Consider the following 18,714-nt stretch of genomic DNA (forward strand, 5'->3'; position numbering starts at 1 on the left):
CATTCTTATTTAAAACAGTAAATTATAGAAAAAACCGGAGCACAATAATGTGCTCCGGTTTTTTACTGAAAATTAGCCAAGGATATTTTGCAAATGCAAGTTTACAATTTCTCTGCCAATCTCCATTGAAGCGGTCGCCGCAGGTGAGGGCGCATTGCAAACATGCAATGAACGGCGGCCTTTTACAAAATGAAAATCATCGACCAATTTACCATCAGCAGTGAGCGCCTGAGCACGAACACCGGCCGGGCCGGGGGTAATATCATCTGGCCGCAAAGCGGGGATAAGTTGACGAGCATTGTCAGTAAAAAGTTGGCGTGAGAAGGAACGGCGCATTTCTGCCATGCCTTCGCAAAAATAACGGGTCGCTATTTTCCAAAACCCTTTGTAAGTCAATACATCGGCTAAATCCAGCGAATTGAAATCTGTTTTGCGATACCCTTCGCGCTTAAATGCCAATACTGCATTTGGGCCAACATCCCGCTTACCATTGTACATCCGCGTAAAATGGACACCGAGGAAAGGAAAGTCAGGGTTGGGAACGGGATAAATTAAGTGATTGACCAAATAGTTTTTACTATTATCAAGTACATAATATTCACCGCGGAAAGGAACGATCTTCATTCCTGTTTCGTAGCCTGCCAGTTTGGCAATTCTGTCACTGTGCAAACCGGCACAATTCACCAACCATTTTGCTTGATAACTGGATTGTTGAGTGCGTACTTCAACATGTTGGCTTTTTTCCTGAATATATTGAACTTGTTGTTGATAATGAATATCCCCACCTCTGGATTGAATGATTTCGGCCAGCTTGGCAGCAATTTCCGGATAATTAACGATGCCGGCATCGGGCACCAGTATTGCTTCCAGACCGTTGACGTAAGGTTCTCGTTCTTTCAATTGTTTTTGGGATAGACGATGGACTTCAAGGCCATTTTGCAGTCCTCGCTGATAGATATTTTCCAGCAATGGCAGCTCTTTCAGTTGTGTTGCAACGATCACTTTGCCACAACGATCGTAATATAAACCGTGCTGCTGGCAGAAATCATATATTGTACGATTGCCTTGTTTTGCCAGCCGTGCTTTTAAACTGCCGGGAGAATAGTAAATGCCGGAGTGAACGACATTGCTGTTATGGCCGCTTTGGTGGGCAGCCACGCCATTTTCTTTATCCAATATCAGCAAGCGCAAATGTGGGTATCGTTCTTGCAACGCATTGGCCGTGCCAAGCCCAACTAACCCTGCACCAACAATAATGACATCATACATTTTTAGCATGTCCCTCATGGTTCTTATTGCCTGACTGTCCCAATTTATAGCGTAAGAAATGCATAGCACCGGCGGCGACAATTAATCCGGCACCTATAAAATCAGTCAGCATACCCGGTTTAATTAAAAGAATGGCAGCGCTTGCGAATAGAATTCGTTCCAGCCAATAGGTTTTACCTAGCCAGAAATTGGCGGTAGCGATGGAAAGAGAATAAATACCTATTAAGGCAGTCAGGATCATATAACTAATGGACAGCGTATTTAACTCATTGCCTTGCATTAATAATGCTGGGTTGTATACCAAAATAAATGGAATGATAAAACCCGGTAAAGCCAAGCGTACAGCGCTCCATGAAGTTTGCATGGGGTCCGCGCGGGCAATGCTGGCAGCAGTGTAACTGGCCAGTGCGACGGGCGGGGTAATATTGGAAAGGGCACCAAACCAAAAGACAAAGAAGTGTGCTGCCAAAGGTAAGACTCCTGCTTTGATTAATATGGGTGACACTGTCACTGCAACAACGATATAGAGAGCAGTGGAAGGCAATCCCATACTGAGAACGATACAGACTATCATGACGACAAGGAGGATCATCCACAGTGTATTGTCAGTGAGAGACACGATATTGAAAGCAAGGGTGGAGCCAATGCCTGTCATGGTTACAACACAGATAATGACGCCGATAGTGGCACAGGCAATGGTGACTTGAATCGATCCACGGGCCGCTTCATTCAAAGCATCAAGAATTTTCTTTGGGGTCATGCGCACAGAAGTATCTGGCGTGATCCAGCTTGAAATGATAATCGAAATAATACCGAGCGTACCGGCATAAATCGGTGTCTTTCCAAGCAACAGTGTGCCGATAACGATAAATAACGGCAACAATAGTAACCCGCGGGCTTTCAATACGGCTTTGACCTGAGGGATATTCTCCTTGCTGATACCTTTTAATCCCTGTTTTTTCGCCTCCAAATCAATGGACATAATTAGGGCTGCATAGTAGAGCAGTGCCGGAATAATGGCAGCAATAACAATAGTGGTATAGGACACCCCTAAAAAACCCGCCATGATAAATGCAGCCGCTCCCATGATGGGGGGCATGATCATGCCTCCGGTTGAAGCTGTTGCTTCTACTGCGCCAGCGAAACGGGGAGATAGACCAATATTTTTCATCAAGGGGATAGTGAAGGTGCCGGTTGTGGCAACATTCGCGACGGCACTGCCACTGAGTGATCCTGTCAGGGCGGAAGAAATAACGGCCACTTGTGCTGGCCCGCCGCGACGGCGTCCGGCTATCGCGATGGCGAGATCGTTGAATAATGCGGTTGCACCACTCACGCTTAAAAATGCGCCGAACAGGATAAAAACAATAATCGCGGTTGATGCTGTCGAGAGAGTAATGCCAAAAATGCCTTCACTGGTCATGAACAGGCGGAAAAGCAGACGCTCAAGTGAAAAACCAGCATGCCCAAAAATACCCATGAAATATTGGCCGAACAGGGCATAGATAATGGCAAAAATCGATAAGCAGGGGATGAAATAGCCAGTTGTGCGCCTTGCTGATTCAAATAAAACGCCAATGCCGATGACGGACATAATGTAGTCAGTAGTATTGGGGATACTGTTGCGTACGACATGCAAGTCAGTGTAAGTAAAATAAAAATATCCGTAACTGATCAAGGTGAGCAGAATAAAAAAATAATCCCAACGGTTGAATGTCGGTGTTGAATAGCGTTGAGAAATCGGGAACAGGATAAAGCCCAGAACCAGAATGCCGCCGAGAAACGTTGCATTGCGGTAAAACTCTTGCGTATTGGATAACACATTGGAATAGATAGCATACAAGGAAATGGCAATGGCAAGCAGGGTTGCCAGAGTGAGGTAAAAACCGCGCAGATGGCGGCTGCCTGAACCGGCTTCTTTATCCTGCTCAACAGAAGATGATATTACATTGTCAGTGTTCATGGTGACTCCATAAAATTATTGAGCAATTTTAAGTTCTGGTGGCGTGAGGTAATCAGGGATATCCAGACCAATTTCGCGATAGTATCGATATGCACCCAGATGTAACGGTACAGAGACTCCTTTGAGGGCGTTTTCGGGCAATATGTATTTTGCTGAACTGTGAATTTGGTGAACTTCCTTTTGATTTTCAAACATCACTTTTGTTAGCTCATAAATTGTTTTTTCATCTATTTCCCGTGTCGTCATGAGGATATTGGGTTGAGCGATGGTTTGGATGGATTGTTCTTGGCGTGGGTAAGTTTCTGGTTTGATGACAAACCGGAACCATGAATTGGCGATGGCGTTAATTGCCGCCAGTTGTTCATCTGTAACGTTTAATATCCGGGCAGGAACACCACTTGCATACATATCTGTGACTGCCGAGGCCGGAACGCCTGCCGGAAGAGCGCCGCCATCAAGCCGGCCATCCCGCATGGCAGAGACGGTATCTCCATAACCAAGGTATTCTGGCTGAATATTTTGCTTGCTAAGGTTAACACCTTTCAAAATTATCAGCGTGGATTGCTCTGTACCGCTGGCTTGCGGCCCTACGGAAAAACGGGTGTTGGCAATATCATTCAATGTTCCATCTTTGATTTTTTCATTTAACAGAACAAAGTGCTCAACGTTGGGCCAAAGGACTGAAATTGAGCGTAAATCCTGATAGGGGCGATTTTCAAAATTACGGACACCTTGATAGGCTTCAACAGCGATTAAGCTTTGCAAAATAGCGAGCTGTGCTTCATCTTTTTGCAGTAAATCAATGTTTTCAATCGATCCAGCTGAAGATTGCCCTGTAACCTGAATATTTTCCTGTTTCAGGTGGTTGCTCCAGATGTTGGCCAGCCCCACTCCCATCGGATAATAGGTTCCGCCGGTAGAGGCGGTAGCGACGGAAAGGAAGCGTTTGTTGGTGTTTTCTCTTTTTCCTGCGATGGCCATGACGACCAGAATAATGATGGTAAGTATTGCCAGCAGCAGCTTTACTTTCTTTGTTGTTATCTTTGTTGTCATAACGTGATTACCGGATGTTGTGTATGTAACAAGTTTTTAATATTTGGACTAACTTGTATACAACACTTAAGGTGGGTATCAGAGTTTAATCTTGTAAATTTGTGATAAGTATTTGGGTGTAATCGAAAAATAAACAAAAAATATGCAGCCACTGATGTGATTTAAATTAATAAAGAACAAAATAATCATTTAATAAATCATCATTTCATATCAACATAAGGGGATTTCAATTCGGCAACAGTCTCTGTCATTTCTGTTGGTTTAATGTCGGGGGCTTGTAATAGGTTGATTTTTTTATTGAGTTAGGAGATTGAATAATGGCGACTGCACATAATGATATTCAAACCTACGATATTCAAACCCGTTATGCTGATATTTCAGTCCTGGATACCGGTGGTGATGGTTTACCTGTTTTGTTGGTACATGGTAATTCAAGCTGTAAGGAAATTTTTCGTCATCAAATTGATTACTTGAAAGGCAAGTATCGGGTTCTGGCCTTGGATTTACCCGGACATGGCGCATCATCAAATGCCAGTGAACCCCAACTGGCGTATTCAATGCCGAGCTATGCACATACTGTCATTGAAGTATTGGAAAAAATAGGCATTGAACGATTGGTTCTCTTTGGCTGGTCACTGGGGGGACACATTGGGTTGGAAATGTTGGCCTTGTATCCCAAAATGATTGGTTTAATGATTTGCGGAACACCTCCGGTATCAACGGGGGCCAATAATGTGGCCTTGGGTTTCCGGCCCAGCGAGCATATGGGGCTTGCCGGCAAAGCTGATTTTACCGAGGAAGATGTCAAAAATTTTGCTTCTGATACTGTGGGCGTCAATGCGCCGCATGAACCTTTTATCTTTGAGGCGGTGGCAAGGACAGACGGGTTAGCAAGAAAATATATGTTTGAGTTTTTCCTTTCTCCTCAGGCGACCGATCAGAAACGATTGGCGGAAACCAGTGAAATACCGCTGGCCATCGTCAATGGCGCGGGTGATCCCTTCATTAATAGTAGTTATATAAACGGGTTAAATTATCGAAATCTCTGGAAAGGAACTGTATTTAATTTGGCAGGCGTTGACCATGCCCCTTTCTGGGAAGCACCTGAAGTTTTTAATCCTATTTTGTTAGAGTTTTTGGATGAATTTTAAAGAGATTATGATAGTTAAATGTCGTTAGAAAAATGAAAAATCCACGCAATATCTCGGTGGATTTTTCATTTCTTTTCAATGGCTGGTTTAATAATAGGGTGGTAAATCAACGATCAGAACACATTGGATAGATGTATTTTCAATTGATTGATATCCGATTCAATTTCAGGTGCCTTTACCACGTTATAACAATTAAATGTTGGCAATGGCGACATACCCAAAAACTTATTGATTTTATGGAAAGGGAAAAAGAGGCCATCAACCCCTTTTCCTTCAAAAAATTGGTTGGGATCTTCAAACGCTTCAAGTGGTGCATTCCAAGTCAGTGACAACATATACGTTTTCTCGTGTAACAGGCCGCCAGAACCGTATTTTTTGCTGGGATCTTGGCGGTTTCTTCCATCATTTTTAAATAGTTTCCCTTGGCCTACATTTAAAATGTCATCGAAATACTTTTTTAAGATCCAAGGTGCACCCATCCACCACACGGGCATTTGGTAAATGATACTATCAGCCCAAAGCAATTTATCTATTTCTTCTTGAATGTCATAACCGTTATCGACATGAGTGATTTTAACTTCATGATTTAAATTGGTTAGATGATCCCTGATAACTTCCGTGAGCGTGTTATTTAATGCTCCTTTTGATTCGTCAAAAACTTTGGCTGAATTGATGGCTAAGATCCGTGACATAATATCCTCTGCTTTATTTTTATTAATAAATTGAGGGACATATTAAGGCTATTTTTGATTTTAGGGGTGCCTATTCATTTTCAATCATTGCCTAATCCTCCAAAAATACTTATTTATTTTTTAAACCGTGTGTTAAACATCATCTTACACATCGTTTTGAATTATTGCCCTGAGTCGTGTTTTGAAACAATCCGCAGTCTTTTCATGTCACGGCAGGGTGGTTCACCAAAAAGACGACTATATTCACGGTTAAATTGTGAAGTGCTTTCATAACCGACCTGAAACGCTACGCTGGACATGGTGTCGTGATGTGTCAGCAATATTCTCCTTGCTTCATGTAAACGCAGCCATTTTTGGTACTGTAATGGGCTCATTGACGTGACAGCTTTAAAGTGTTGATGAAAAGAAGAAAGGCTCATTTTGGCGATTTGAGCAAGTTGTTCAACTTTAACAGGCTCGGTGAAGTGTTTTTTCAACCAATGGATGGTGTGATGAATTCGGTGACTCGGGCTTTCTTTAGAAGCCATTTGTTGTAAATATTCCCCCAGGTTACTTTTCAGTAAACGATACATGATTTCTTTTTGCAGTAAGGGAGAGAGGACGGGAATATCCTCAGGTGTGTCCAATAAATCCAATAATCGATTGATACTGTTCAAAAGAGAATATGTCGTGGATGTTAAAACCAGTGCGCATGGATCTTGTAATCGAGGTTTTATCATCACCTTATCCTCAACCATCAGCTTCGACACTTCCTGAATATCCAGCTGCAACATGAGGGAAACAAAGGGGGCTTCTTGAGATGCAGTGCACACTTGAGTGATAGTGGGAATATTTATTGACGTCACCAATAGCTGTCGGGAGTCACAATAATAAGAACGATCACCGATTGTCACCCGTTTTGCACCTTGGGCAATAATCATAATACTTGGTACATGCAGCTCACTTATCGGTGCTGTTGATTGTTCCTGACGGCAAAGCGTCAATTGAGGGATCGCTGTTTTGACAGCATGTGAATTGGGGCGTGTGAATCGAGCAATTTTGCCCGCCAATTTTTGTCGCTGTGCATCAATTTCTGTTGTATCTATCGTGGAAGATACCCCATTCATATCGGACTCCTTCATTATTCCTTTCTCAGACAAAATGATGAATTATTAATGTGTTATGTCGATCTTATCCTCAGAAGCAAAAATTTTTATCGCTTTTATTGCCATAATCATGAATCAAAATGTTGCTAATTCACTTCTCCAGTGAAAAGTAAAATCATTGATGCACATTTTCAATGAGTTGTTTAGTCAGTACAGAAATGCTAATTATTTTCCATTGGACACATATCATGGTTACTGACCGAAAAGGAAGCAGAAAATATGAACGAAAATAAAAACCGACGAGAGTTCTTAAGTCAGGGTGGGAAAATCATCACGGCCTGTGCGTTGCTTGGCGCAGTTAGCCCGGTTTCTTATGCCGCACAACAGGTGACAGGAAAAAGCAGTAACACGGAGAATGTTTCCAAGATAACGGATAAACATTATTACTTGGACAATGTATTACTGGAATCGGGGTTTGCATATGAAGATCAGACTGTCGTCCATACATTGACCGAGCTGAAAACGTTGGAAATCAACAACGGTAAAATTGTTGCCCTGCATGATAACAGGCTTAATCAGGATAACTCGCTGCCACGCTACGATGCCGGCGGTAAATTGATGCTTCCTGCAATGCGGGATATGCACATTCATCTGGATAAAACATTTTATGGTGGCCCGTGGCGCGCCCTTAATCGGCCGGAAGGCACGACTATCCAAGATATGATTAAATTTGAGCAAAAACTCTTGCTGGAGTTGCAGCCTTATACTCAAGAGCGCGCGGAAAAACTGATTGACTTGATTCAGTCGAAAGGAACGACCATCGTCCGCAGCCACTGCAATATTGAACCGACATCAGGGCTGAAAAACCTCGAAAATCTGCAAGCGGTGCTGGCACGTCGCCAGTCTGATCTCAATTGTGAGATTGTTGCTTTTCCGCAACATGGTTTATTGCTTTCAGACTCAGTATCGTTGATGCGCGAAGCCATGCAAATGGGGGCAGATTACGTAGGAGGGCTCGATCCAACCAATGTTGATGGCTCAATGGAAAAATCACTCGATATGACATTCCAGATTGCGCTGGATTATAACAAAGGGGTGGATATTCACCTGCATGAAACGAATTCGGCAGGTATGGCAGCAATTAACTACATGTTGGAAACTGTAGAAAAAACTCCTCAGCTTAAAGGCAAGCTGACTATCAGCCACGCTTTTGCCTTGGCTACGTTCAATGAGCAGCAGGTAGATGAAATAGCTGAACGTATGGCTGCACAGGAAGTCACAATTGCGTCGACGATTCCTATCGGAACGTTACATATGCCGCTCAAACAATTAAGTGATAAAGGCGTGTTTGTGATGACTGGTACGGATAGTGTGATAGACCATTGGTCTCCGTATGGCTTGGGGGATATGCTGGAGAAAGCCAACTTGTATGCTCAGTTATATATCCGGCCAAATGAACAAACGTTATCCCGTGCATTAGCGATTGCGACTGGTAACGTATTGCCGTTGAATGATAAAGGCGAACGAGTTTGGCCTAAACTTATGGATGATGCCAGTTTCGTGCTGGTGGATGCTTCTTGTTCCGCTGAAGCAGTGGCTCGAGTTTCCCCCCGAGTCGCGACGTTTAATCATGGGAAGATGGTGTGGGGAAATGTAGAGAAAAAGAGATAAAAGTAGTAAGTAATGAAATTTTAAGATTAAAACCTCGGTTAAAGTAACGAGGTTTTTTTATATGAATCGATAGCCTCAGTGCCAATACTGTACATCTAATACCAATCTTAACAGTGACGTTGCTGAAATGATTCAATTAAGCGGAATTAAGCAGCAATAAGCTACGATCAGGTTCAGCGGATTCACGGCAATAACAGATGCTGAAGGGCAACTCACTACATACATGCTCTTACCCTCTCGATAAAGTGGGTAAGAGTACAGAAAAATCAGGGAAGGAAAGTTATTGCAGGGAAAGCACCTCTTCTCGGCTAAGACCGGTGCTTTCCATAATCAATTCAATATTGACGCCATTTTTTAAGAGAGAGCGGGCAATATTGTTTGCTGCTTGTTTTTCACCTTGTTGTATGCCTTGCGATATGCCTTGTGATATTCCTTGTTGCATGCCTTGCGATATGCCTTGTGATATTCCTTGTTGCATGCCTTGTGACATTCCTTGTTGTATACCTTGCAATATACCTTCTTCCCGACCTTTTTCATGTAATCGTTGTGCGATACTCATAATCACCTCCCGATGATTGTCTACCTGTTCAATCAATTGCTGGAGTACCTGTTCAAAGTGGGGCGAATCCATTATGGCAAACATAAACTCCGCTCAGGTCGGCGGATTCACGGCAATAACAGATGCTGAAGGGCAACTCACTACATACATGCTCTTACCCTCTCGATAAAGTGGGTAAGAGTACAGAAAAATCAGGGAAGGAAAGTTATTGCAGGGAAAGCACCTCTTCTCGGCTAAGACCGGTGCTTTCCATAATCAATTCAATATTGACGCCATTTTTTAAGAGAGAGCGGGCAATATTGATTGCTGCTTGTTTTTCACCTTGTTGTATGCCTTGCGATATTCCTTGTTGCATGCCTTGTGACATTCCTTGTTGTATACCTTCTTCCCGACCTTTTTCATGTAATCGTTGTGCGATACTCATAATCACCTCCCGATGATTGTCTACCTGTTCAATCAATTGCTGGAGCACCTGTTCAAAGTGGGGCGAATCCATTATGGCAAACAGGTAATTAAGAATAGTAACAACATTGTTGTCACTATTATAATTGTCTTTAAGAACCTGTGCCAATAGCGTAGTTACAGTCTTGAAGCCGTCACGCAAGTTCTTATGTTTCATTGCCAGTTCCATGACGGCGATTTTACGATGATTGATCAGTTCGTTATCATCAATCACAGTCACATCAACGAGAGGAAAGGGATTAAAATAAACCTCTTCCGCCAGGCTAGGTAATGAAAAGCATTGTGTCCAGTGCTGCTGGAAAGGGTAAGGGCTGCTGTCACCGTGGTAAAACAAAACGGGCACAACCAGCGGTAATGCCTTGTGACCCTGTTGCAAATGCTGATTCATCGCCATAAACGCGTAATGCATCATGCGCCATGCCATCATTTTATCCGGTGTCGACTGGTGCTCAACAAGGACATAAATATACCCGTCACCTTGTTGTGTTTTCACTGAATAAAGCACATCGGACATTCTTGAACGCAGTTGACGGTCAATGAATGACGAGTTAGTCAGAGCTAGCGTATTAAAATCACAGAGTTTTTTAATCCTCTCGGGCAGATGAATGTCAAAAAAATCACGGGCATTCTCGATTTGAGCCATGAATTTTTTGAATGTTGCATCATGAGCTGTGGGGATAGCCTTTTTATTCTTCATGTATTTTTATCCAAAATGATCCCTGCACTCAATGTACAGTAAGCATACAGGACAAAAAATAGTGATACCGTTAACATCGGTATGGTATCTGAAAGTAATCCGCCTGAATTAAGGAGAGTTAGGATAATTGGTTTTTTATCTATGTGAGCCGGCTAAGCGATAACTCATCCCACTCCGGTGTCTTGCACCTTATTGCGTAAGTGATTTTTATGATATCGGAGCGGGTTGATATAATTAGGTTTCAGGAGTCAGTTATCTTGCTGATACAGCGGTTATTCCTCCTGAAGCGATTTGATACGTGAATATGTCAGTTTAACCTTGCAGGAAAGAAAAACATCACCAGAACCACTGCCTCCTAACATCGCATCAGATTGTCGTTGGCACTCACTTTCACGGAATTTCAAAAAATCTTTCTGTGATTTTTTGAGTGAGGCGATAGCGGTTTTTGTTGCTGAAGAACCAGTTTGCTCAAGGTTTGTTTTATTGTCGCGAACTGCTTTAGTCATTGCGCTGTCGGCAGTGGTTAACTTAGAAGTGAGACATCCTTGTAGAGCAGTTCGTGGAGCGTCACCGATCTGGTTATAGCATTGCGTGAGTGGATCTGCCATCACTTCCTTATCGGAGTGGGTATTTGCGACACTGGAAAATGGTAAGCAAAGAATGATGCTCGTTACAGAGAGTGAGCTTAGATTGAATTTCACGGTTAGAAACTCCTTCATATTTATTCAGCAGAGGTTTTAACGCATCTGATAACACCTTTACAATATTTATTCTGCCTTAATCTAAAAATACCGATTATTCCTAATCGTAGGACGGCGTTTAATAGGGTGCATTCGCCCATGAAACATACCAGCCTGCGACTGACATACAGCGTAAAAAGAAAAATCCACGCAATTGCGTGGATTTTTTGAGGTTTCTTTGCTCTTTTAGGGCAACAAAATCAATTTAAACGTTAAACAAGAAGTTCAGTACATCGCCGTCTTTAACGATATAGTCTTTCCCTTCTGCACGCATTCTGCCTGCTTCTTTCGCACCTTGCTCACCTTTGTAAGTGATAAAGTCTTCAAATGCGATAGTTTGGGCACGGATAAAACCTTTTTCAAAGTCAGTATGAATTTTGCCCGCTGCTTGTGGTGCGGTAGCGCCTACTGGAATGGTCCAAGCACGAACTTCTTTCACACCTGCGGTGAAGTAAGTTTGTAGATTCAACAGCTGATAGCCAGCTCGAATAACACGGTTTAAGCCTGGTTCTTCCAAGCCCATTTCCGCCATGAACTCTTCTCGATCAGCATCATCCAGCTCTGCGATATCTGCTTCGATAGCAGCACAAACCGGAACAACGACAGAGCCTTCTTTTTCTGCAATGGCGCGAACGGTGTCAAGATAAGGGTTATTCTCAAAACCGTCTTCGTTGACGTTGGCAATGTACATGGTTGGTTTCAGAGTCAGGAAGCTGAGATAACGGATGACTGCTTTTTCTTCTGTACTCAGGTTTAAAGCCCGCAGCATGCCTGCTTGTTCAAGGTGAGGCAGACACTTTTCCAAAACTTCCAGTTCTGCCTTGGCATCTTTATCGCCGCCTTTCGCTTTCTTCTGTATACGGTGGATAGCGCGCTCGCAAGTATCCAAATCCGACAGTGCCAATTCTGTATTGATAATGTCAATATCAGCAGCTGGATCAACTTGACCGGAAACGTGAACAATGTTGTCGTTTTCAAAGCAACGGACAACATGACCGATAGCTTCTGTTTCACGGATGTTGGTCAGAAATTGGTTGCCCAGACCTTCACCTTTTGATGCACCTTTTACCAGACCCGCAATATCCACGAATTCCATGGTGGTGGGTAATATGCGCTGTGGTTTGACAATTTCAGCCAATTGGTCAAGACGTGAATCTGGCATTGGCACAACGCCTGTGTTTGGTTCGATAGTGCAGAACGGGAAGTTTGCTGCTTCGATACCTGCTTTTGTCAGCGCATTGAATAATGTAGATTTCCCAACGTTAGGCAGGCCAACGATACCGCATTTGAATCCCATATATTTATCACCTTAGATCACTTATAAACCAACGGGCAATATGCCTGTCGGTGAGTTATACAAAATTGGCGCTATTATACACGCAATAGCTCTCTGCGCCACGCACTCCCGGTCAGGCACAGGCTTTAAATGCATGTAACCGATTGATTGCTTTATTCATGCCATCTTTAATAATAATGTCAGTACAACGCACTGCTTCATCAATGGCATCGTCAATCAGTTTTTGCTCACTGGCTGGTGGCTTGCCCAGTACAAAACCCACAACCTTACTTTTATCACCCGGATGGCCAATGCCAATGCGCAGGCGGTGAAAGTTAGGGTTATTGCTGAACTTGCTCTGGATATCTTTCAGGCCGTTATGGCCGCCGTTGCTTCCACCCAATTTCATTTTTGCGACACCTGGCGGAAGATCCAATTCATCATGCGCGACCAGTATTTCTTCTGGTTGAATACGGTAAAAGCCAGCAAGAGCCAGAACAGATTTGCCGCTGGCATTCATGAAAGTCGTTGGCACCAGCAGACGGATATCTTGCCCATTGATATTGATGCGGGCGGTATAACCAAAAAATTTGCTTTCTTCTTTTAAGGGCTGGTTATGGCGTTGTGCTAACAAATCGACAAACCATGCTCCTGCATTATGTCTGGTTTGAGCATATTCGGCCCCAGGGTTTGCCAGGCCAACGATTAATTTTATGTTACTCACAGTTTGGGTTCGCTTATTGGCAATAAAATAAAAAAGGTGAGTAGTTTACCGATCTCACGGCTTGAGTACAAAGTTCTTGTGTTTTTCATGGTTATCCCTATTTTTCATGATGTTCTGTAACATCTATGTTCTTGCCGGATGGTTCACGTGCTGTTGTTCTGAGTTTTGTTTTGCATATTGTATAGCGTACAGTGCTTGTTGCAGTTCTACTCCATAGGGCATATCATTCGGGATAAATATAGTTGCTTAATAAATATTAATTATACGGAATGTAAATAATTAGAGTCGATGTTGAACGAACTGTGATCAGTTACGCAATAACATTCTAAAAAATAAGGCTATAATTATTTCAAAGGAGATATCTGCTTTCGTGCTTTTGAGTTCGTTAAATTTATAAATTGCGTGCGTAAAAAGTATTGGAGGTTGGCTATGAAACGTAAAAAAGCGCTTATTTTGGGTAATATTCTCATGGGATTGGGAATGGCGACGATGTTTATCAGTTTGTCCTATGTACTGCTTAGCCATATTTTTAACTTGGGTGTGTCTGAGTTACTGACCAGCATGGCATTAATGGGTTTATTTGTTGGCGCATTGATTTGGCTGGCAGGAGCCAGTATTGGTGGGCGAGAAGGAGTGACTGATAGGTATTGGTGGTTGAAGAATTATGATGAACGCTATCGTCGCAAAAAACATAAGCACCCATAATCGGTATGAAAATTAATAATCTCATTGGTTTATCAGCAAGGCGGTAATATTAATACCGCCTTGCATGTGTTTTCTTTCTCTATTCTTATCCTTTTTGTTATATATTTTTTATTTCGCATTTAATTTATTAAAAACTGAAATTAAAACCTAAATTGACATTATAGTTATTAGATGGGGCATTATTATTTTGCGCATGCGATACAGCGGCAAATGCCCGAAAGTTATTGGTAAAGTTGGCATTAACACCAACGGAATATTGGAAATAGTTTTTATCGTTTCTTTCTTCTTTTTGAACAAAAGACGTTCTGGTGGAATTTATGGCGCTGCGTAGTGCATAGTGTTCACCGTTGAATTTATGAGTGAACAAAATCGAGGCATAAGGGTTGAAGAGGCCCAATTGTGTATCCACGCGCCAGCCCACAGAGCCAACCCTTGAATTATAGCGTTGGGAACCAAAATGCATTGAAGTACTGTTGTCTCCCGATTCGCGATAACCATCAATATTTCCTTTGTCCCAGGCATACTGGATAACTGGGCTAGTGGTCAGGTAATTGGTAACAGGTATATTCCAGCCAGCCGTTATCCTCCAACCCCATTGTTTGCCGTCGGTCGAACCAAATTCTCGGCGTGTGGCTTGCCCAAGCTGGATGGCACGTGATAGGTAATCGTAGCTGGTGTGTGAATAATGAACATCGCTGCTCAGCCAGCCATTGTCATTATAGTTCCACAATGCATAGGCAGTCATAACGTGACTGTTTGCGGCATAGCTGAAATGAGGCACCGCATTTCTTTCCGCTTGAGCACGTGAAACAGTCAATCCTAATAATAGATTATCCGTAAGTTGATAATCGCTGCCCAACGTGAATGTATCATCGTGGTTGCCCGTGTAACCGCCAAAGACACCCATTTTGCCTTGAGGATTTTGACTATTCCGCAATTGTTGCAGGTGCCCATCAAGTGCAGACAAAACGTTGTTGGTGGGGGCCTGGTTAATTTGATTCAATGCCATCACCAGATATGGGGCGTAATAGATGGACATAATGTACTGACCAACGACTTTATGGGCATCAGGTGTCGGATGGAAGCTATCAGAGAATAAGAATAATTGGTTTTTATCAAAATTGGGGTTGGATGAATGACAAAACATAGCATATTGGCCTTGTGGGCAGGCATAGCCAAGGGTGTTGGTGATACCATAAATAAATGGATTTTTAATCACTTCCTTCAAGAGGCGGTTAACATCCGCACGCAGGATATTGCCGTTACCAAGTAGTTCATCTTCTTTTTGGTTAAATTCTGCTGAAAATTGGGTTCCCAGTTTGCTGTTTTGCTCATAAGCATTGAGTAATTTCTGGTAAATTTCTTTGGCCTTGTTTGGGTCTGTAGGCTCGGCCTTTTCTGCGATTTTCTTGAAAACACCGTCTATGATTTTGTCCCGGATAGCAGGATTGGGGGTAGGGTACTTGTTAATTGCCTCACGGGTTTTCTTGAGAATTTCCTTGATTTCTTTTTCTGGGATCTTATTTTTTTCTAATGCGCCTGTCAGTACACTTTCTAATACCTTGGGCGTCGTACCTACATCAGGAACATTAGGAACAATGACCAGACCGGCTCCTGCTTTAATGAGTTGACGGACTTGTGAGGCGGCAGAAGTAGAACCATTATCAATGAGTTGTTGCGCAATTTTTTTATTTCCTTTTGAAAAGGAAACTAACGCGTCAGCCACGTCATTACCCCCGACCCAATGAATATACAGGCTATTAGGATCCGCTTTGCCAGAGTATGAGCCTAAATATTCATTGACCTGTCTTTGGGTTGTCATTGCTTGACTTACTGGCCCTCCTGAGCTACTGGCGGTCGAACCCGCTACAGCATAATTTGTTCCACCAAGCTTGGAGGGGGTTAATTTTTTGTTCGTGATTTGCTGAGCGATATACTCATCATAGAGTTCAGCGTTTTTTCCATCTGTCGTAAATCTACCGAAATTTCCACCATCACTTAAGCTATCGCCAAAAACATAAACATTGTCAAAAGCATGGGCATTGGAAACGAAACTCAATAAAAATGCTGTCGTAGTTGAGAGCACAAGATGTGTTTTTTTCATCATCATTCTCCAAAGAAATAGCCTAGTATTTCCACGTCAGCACAATGCCTTGGCGTAATGAATTATCTCAACAAATTGAATTAATAGAAAAAATAGTAATTCATTCTCTTTGGCGGAGTGCTGATTTTTATGGTTTCAGTTTGATACTACTTTGGATGACGTATATGGATACTCAACGTAATGGTAACGTTCGTGTATTTGTATTCGTGGTGAATTAGAGATAAATAAAAACGCAAGGACATCAAAAGTGACTGCCTTGCGTTTTTGATTGGACGTTCTAATTTTTAATGTTTTATATCAATGCATTATACAAAATCAATAAATTAGAAGCTCGCATTGATACCGAGACTGAAATTGTAGTTAGGGTCTTGAGCATTTCCGTCGTTGCGGGTAACGGATGCAAATCCACGTATGTTATTGATTAGATTTGCGTTCACACCGACAGTATATTGACGCCAGTTGCGGCTTTGTTTATCACTTTCTCGCACAAAAGAAGTTTCAGTGGAGTTAATGGCACCGCTCAATTTGTAACGGGCATCATCAAACTGATGATTGAATTGAATGGCAGCATAAGGGTTAAAGCGACCTAACTTCGTATCCACACGCCAGCCCAGTGTACCAACTTTAGAGGTATATTTCTGGTTACCGAAATGCATGGAAGTACTGCTGTTGCCGGATTCACGGTAACCATCGATTTCACCTTTATCCCATGCATACTGAATGATTGGGCTGGTGGTCAGATAATTGGTGACTGGGATATCCCAACCGGCAGTAATGCGTGCGCCCCACTGTTTACCTGCGGTAGAACCGGTTTCTTTGTGGTTCGCTATGCGAGGCTCCTCGCCAAGCTTGATGGAACGGGTCAGGCTGTCATAATTGATGTGTGAATAATGAATATCACCGCTCAGCCAACCGTTGTTGTAATAGTTCCACAGACCATAAGCGGCAAATACATGACCATTCCCCTCATAAGAGAAATCAGCCACAGGGCTACGTTCATCCTTATAGTTAGAATACATCGCACCCAGCAGCAGGTTATCAATCAGTTGGTAATCACTGCCAAGTGTAAAGGTAGTGTTCTGGCTGCCGGTAAACCCACCGAAAACACCGATTTTGCCTTGTTCATTGCCGCCATTGCGCAATTGTTGCAGATGGCCGTCAAGTGAAGAGAGGGCGCTTTTAACCGGAGCACGGTTTACTTGGTTCAGAGCCATTACCTGTGATGGAGCAGCGTAGATAGAGTCAATGTATTGAGCAATAATCTTATGTCCCAACGGAGTCGGGTGGAAGGTGTCAGAAAATAAGAAGCTTTTATCTTTTGTGAAGCTTGCATCATTTTTGGAGCATTTATTGGCGTCCACACCTTGTCCGCAGGCATAACCCAAAGCATTGTCAATACCATAAATCATAGGATTAGCAATCACTTCATGGAGTAACCCATTGATATCAGCGCGCAAGATATTGCCATGACTCTTGCTGATTTCTTTATCTACTGTATTGTTATAGAGGGTGGTAAGATTTGAACCACCTTGGCTGGCTTGATTATAGGCAGCGAGAAGATTTTGATAGTTTCCTTCAATTTCTGTTGCAATCTCATTTTGAGATTTAGTTTTTCCATCTGAATCTACATTTGAGACTGATTGTTTGGCAATTTCTTTAAACGTACCTTGAAGAACTAAATTGCGAACTCCATCATTAGGCGTATCATAACTATTAATTCCATCATGGACTGATTTCAGCATTCCATTGATTTTGGCTTTAACCGCATTTTTTTGTTCTTCGGACAGAGTATCGTAGTCTTTGGGTGTAGCAGCCTGAGTTAATACAAATTCTAATAATCTAGGTGTGGTTCCAACATCAGGAACGGTAGGGGCAATAATTAAGCCTGCTCCGGCATGAACGAGAGCGTTAATTTGGCTGGATGCTTCCATTGCACTACTAAAAGTCATCTCTTGAGCAACTTTTGTTCCTTGCTGTGGATCTTTAGTTTCTGCACTTTTTGCCGCACCTGTCATTAAGGCTGCGGCAAGATCATTACCACCAATCCAATGAATATATGTGCTGTTAGGGTTAGCACGATAGTTATGAGCTTCTAGATATTTATAGACTTGTGTTTTTGTGTCAGCAGCCGTAGCGCCACCCACAGCATAGTTGGTTCCGCCATCTTCGGAGGGTCTTAGCAGGATGCCTGTAAGTTGTTTAGCAATATACTCAGCGTATAACTGACTTGTAGCACCATCAGTGGTATATTTGCCGGTATCCTTATCATCCTTTTCCCCCTTTTTTTCCTTTATAGCTTTTTTATTTCCGCCATCGCTCAGGCTATCCCCAAAGACATAAAAATTTTTGTAATCATAAGCATTGGCAGTAGAAATGGCATTGATTGAAAGCGCTAACAGTGCAGGTGTGAATAAAGATGCCTTTTTCATTGGCATTCTCCTTAACATAGTCGTTTTTATATTGCTCAGCATATCGCCCGTTAATGAAAAACATCCGAGGGCGGCTCCTTTGATAAGACAGGAGGTGCTGATGTATTAAATAATTGGAATAAATTTATGTCGGA

General features: G+C 42.6%; 15 protein-coding genes. 3 read left to right on the plus strand and 12 right to left on the minus strand.

What is annotated here, in order from left to right:
- Positions 1 to 72 precede the first annotated feature (72 nt).
- From lhgO to BM100_RS09940, 3 genes are read right to left on the minus strand one after another with little or no spacing between them, the layout of a single operon-like run.
- A complete protein-coding gene (gene lhgO, locus BM100_RS09930) occupies positions 73 to 1,269 on the minus strand; it encodes an L-2-hydroxyglutarate oxidase (RefSeq protein ID WP_092510464.1) in 1,197 nt (398 codons plus the stop codon).
- Positions 1,262 to 3,232: a TRAP transporter permease gene (locus BM100_RS09935; RefSeq protein WP_092510466.1), complete on the minus strand. Its 1,971-nt coding sequence runs from the start codon at positions 3,230 to 3,232 to the stop codon at positions 1,262 to 1,264. The genes lhgO and BM100_RS09935 overlap by 8 nt, the downstream gene beginning before the upstream one ends.
- Positions 3,233 to 3,247: 15 nt before the next feature.
- The gene (locus BM100_RS09940; RefSeq protein WP_244590684.1) at positions 3,248 to 4,285 is read right to left on the minus strand and encodes a TAXI family TRAP transporter solute-binding subunit; all 1,038 of its coding nucleotides are present in this window, start codon (positions 4,283 to 4,285) and stop codon (positions 3,248 to 3,250) included.
- Positions 4,286 to 4,602: 317 nt separating this feature from the next.
- Here BM100_RS09940 and BM100_RS09945 point away from each other — a divergent pair, with 317 nt between their 5' ends.
- The gene (locus tag BM100_RS09945) at positions 4,603 to 5,436 is read left to right on the plus strand and encodes an alpha/beta fold hydrolase (RefSeq protein ID WP_092510468.1); all 834 of its coding nucleotides are present in this window, start codon (positions 4,603 to 4,605) and stop codon (positions 5,434 to 5,436) included.
- Positions 5,437 to 5,549: 113 nt separating this feature from the next.
- Here the strand turns inward: BM100_RS09945 and BM100_RS09950 are convergent, their stop codons facing one another.
- Together BM100_RS09950 and BM100_RS09955 are read right to left on the minus strand one after the other, a co-directional pair.
- Entirely contained in the window at positions 5,550 to 6,128 is a 579-nt protein-coding gene (locus BM100_RS09950; protein WP_092510470.1) for an NAD(P)H-dependent oxidoreductase, read from the minus strand.
- A 161-nt stretch (positions 6,129 to 6,289) separates the two neighbouring features.
- Positions 6,290 to 7,234, minus strand: a complete 945-nt coding sequence (locus BM100_RS09955; RefSeq protein WP_092510472.1) for an AraC family transcriptional regulator — start codon at positions 7,232 to 7,234, stop codon at positions 6,290 to 6,292.
- 258 nt (positions 7,235 to 7,492) lie between these two features.
- On the opposite strand from BM100_RS09955, the gene BM100_RS09960 reads away from it, so the two are divergent.
- Positions 7,493 to 8,884, plus strand: a complete 1,392-nt coding sequence (locus BM100_RS09960; RefSeq protein WP_092510474.1) for an amidohydrolase family protein — start codon at positions 7,493 to 7,495, stop codon at positions 8,882 to 8,884.
- A gap of 280 nt (positions 8,885 to 9,164) precedes the next feature.
- Here BM100_RS09960 and BM100_RS09965 read toward each other — a convergent pair whose 3' ends face one another.
- From BM100_RS09965 to pth, 5 genes are all read right to left on the minus strand, one after another.
- On the minus strand, positions 9,165 to 9,527 hold the full coding sequence (locus tag BM100_RS09965) for an RpnC/YadD family protein (protein ID WP_244590683.1): 363 nt from the start codon (positions 9,525 to 9,527) through the stop codon (positions 9,165 to 9,167).
- A 121-nt stretch (positions 9,528 to 9,648) separates the two neighbouring features.
- Complete coding sequence (locus tag BM100_RS09970) at positions 9,649 to 10,602, minus strand: Rpn family recombination-promoting nuclease/putative transposase (RefSeq protein WP_092510476.1); 954 nt, start codon at positions 10,600 to 10,602, stop codon at positions 9,649 to 9,651.
- A gap of 272 nt (positions 10,603 to 10,874) precedes the next feature.
- The gene (umoC, locus tag BM100_RS09975) at positions 10,875 to 11,210 is read right to left on the minus strand and encodes a lysozyme inhibitor LprI family protein (protein WP_175494937.1); all 336 of its coding nucleotides are present in this window, start codon (positions 11,208 to 11,210) and stop codon (positions 10,875 to 10,877) included.
- 337 nt (positions 11,211 to 11,547) lie between these two features.
- The gene (gene ychF, locus BM100_RS09980) at positions 11,548 to 12,639 is read right to left on the minus strand and encodes a redox-regulated ATPase YchF (protein WP_092510480.1); all 1,092 of its coding nucleotides are present in this window, start codon (positions 12,637 to 12,639) and stop codon (positions 11,548 to 11,550) included.
- 112 nt (positions 12,640 to 12,751) lie between these two features.
- Positions 12,752 to 13,342 carry an aminoacyl-tRNA hydrolase gene (pth, locus tag BM100_RS09985; protein ID WP_092510482.1) on the minus strand — a complete coding sequence of 197 codons (591 nt, stop codon included), beginning with the start codon at positions 13,340 to 13,342 and terminating at the stop codon, positions 12,752 to 12,754.
- 429 nt (positions 13,343 to 13,771) lie between these two features.
- Between pth and ychH the strand changes: the two genes are divergently transcribed.
- Complete coding sequence (gene ychH, locus BM100_RS09990) at positions 13,772 to 14,047, plus strand: stress-induced protein YchH (RefSeq protein ID WP_092510484.1); 276 nt, start codon at positions 13,772 to 13,774, stop codon at positions 14,045 to 14,047.
- Positions 14,048 to 14,174: 127 nt separating this feature from the next.
- Here the strand turns inward: ychH and BM100_RS09995 are convergent, their stop codons facing one another.
- Positions 14,175 to 16,151, minus strand: coding sequence for an autotransporter outer membrane beta-barrel domain-containing protein (locus tag BM100_RS09995; protein WP_092510486.1), 1,977 nt, complete (start codon positions 16,149 to 16,151; stop codon positions 14,175 to 14,177).
- A gap of 323 nt (positions 16,152 to 16,474) precedes the next feature.
- A complete protein-coding gene (locus tag BM100_RS10000; protein WP_092510488.1) occupies positions 16,475 to 18,580 on the minus strand; it encodes an autotransporter domain-containing protein in 2,106 nt (701 codons plus the stop codon).
- Positions 18,581 to 18,714: the final 134 nt, after the last annotated feature.

It is taken from the genome of Xenorhabdus mauleonii (genome assembly GCF_900113945.1).
Lineage (GTDB): Bacteria > Pseudomonadota > Gammaproteobacteria > Enterobacterales > Enterobacteriaceae > Xenorhabdus > Xenorhabdus mauleonii.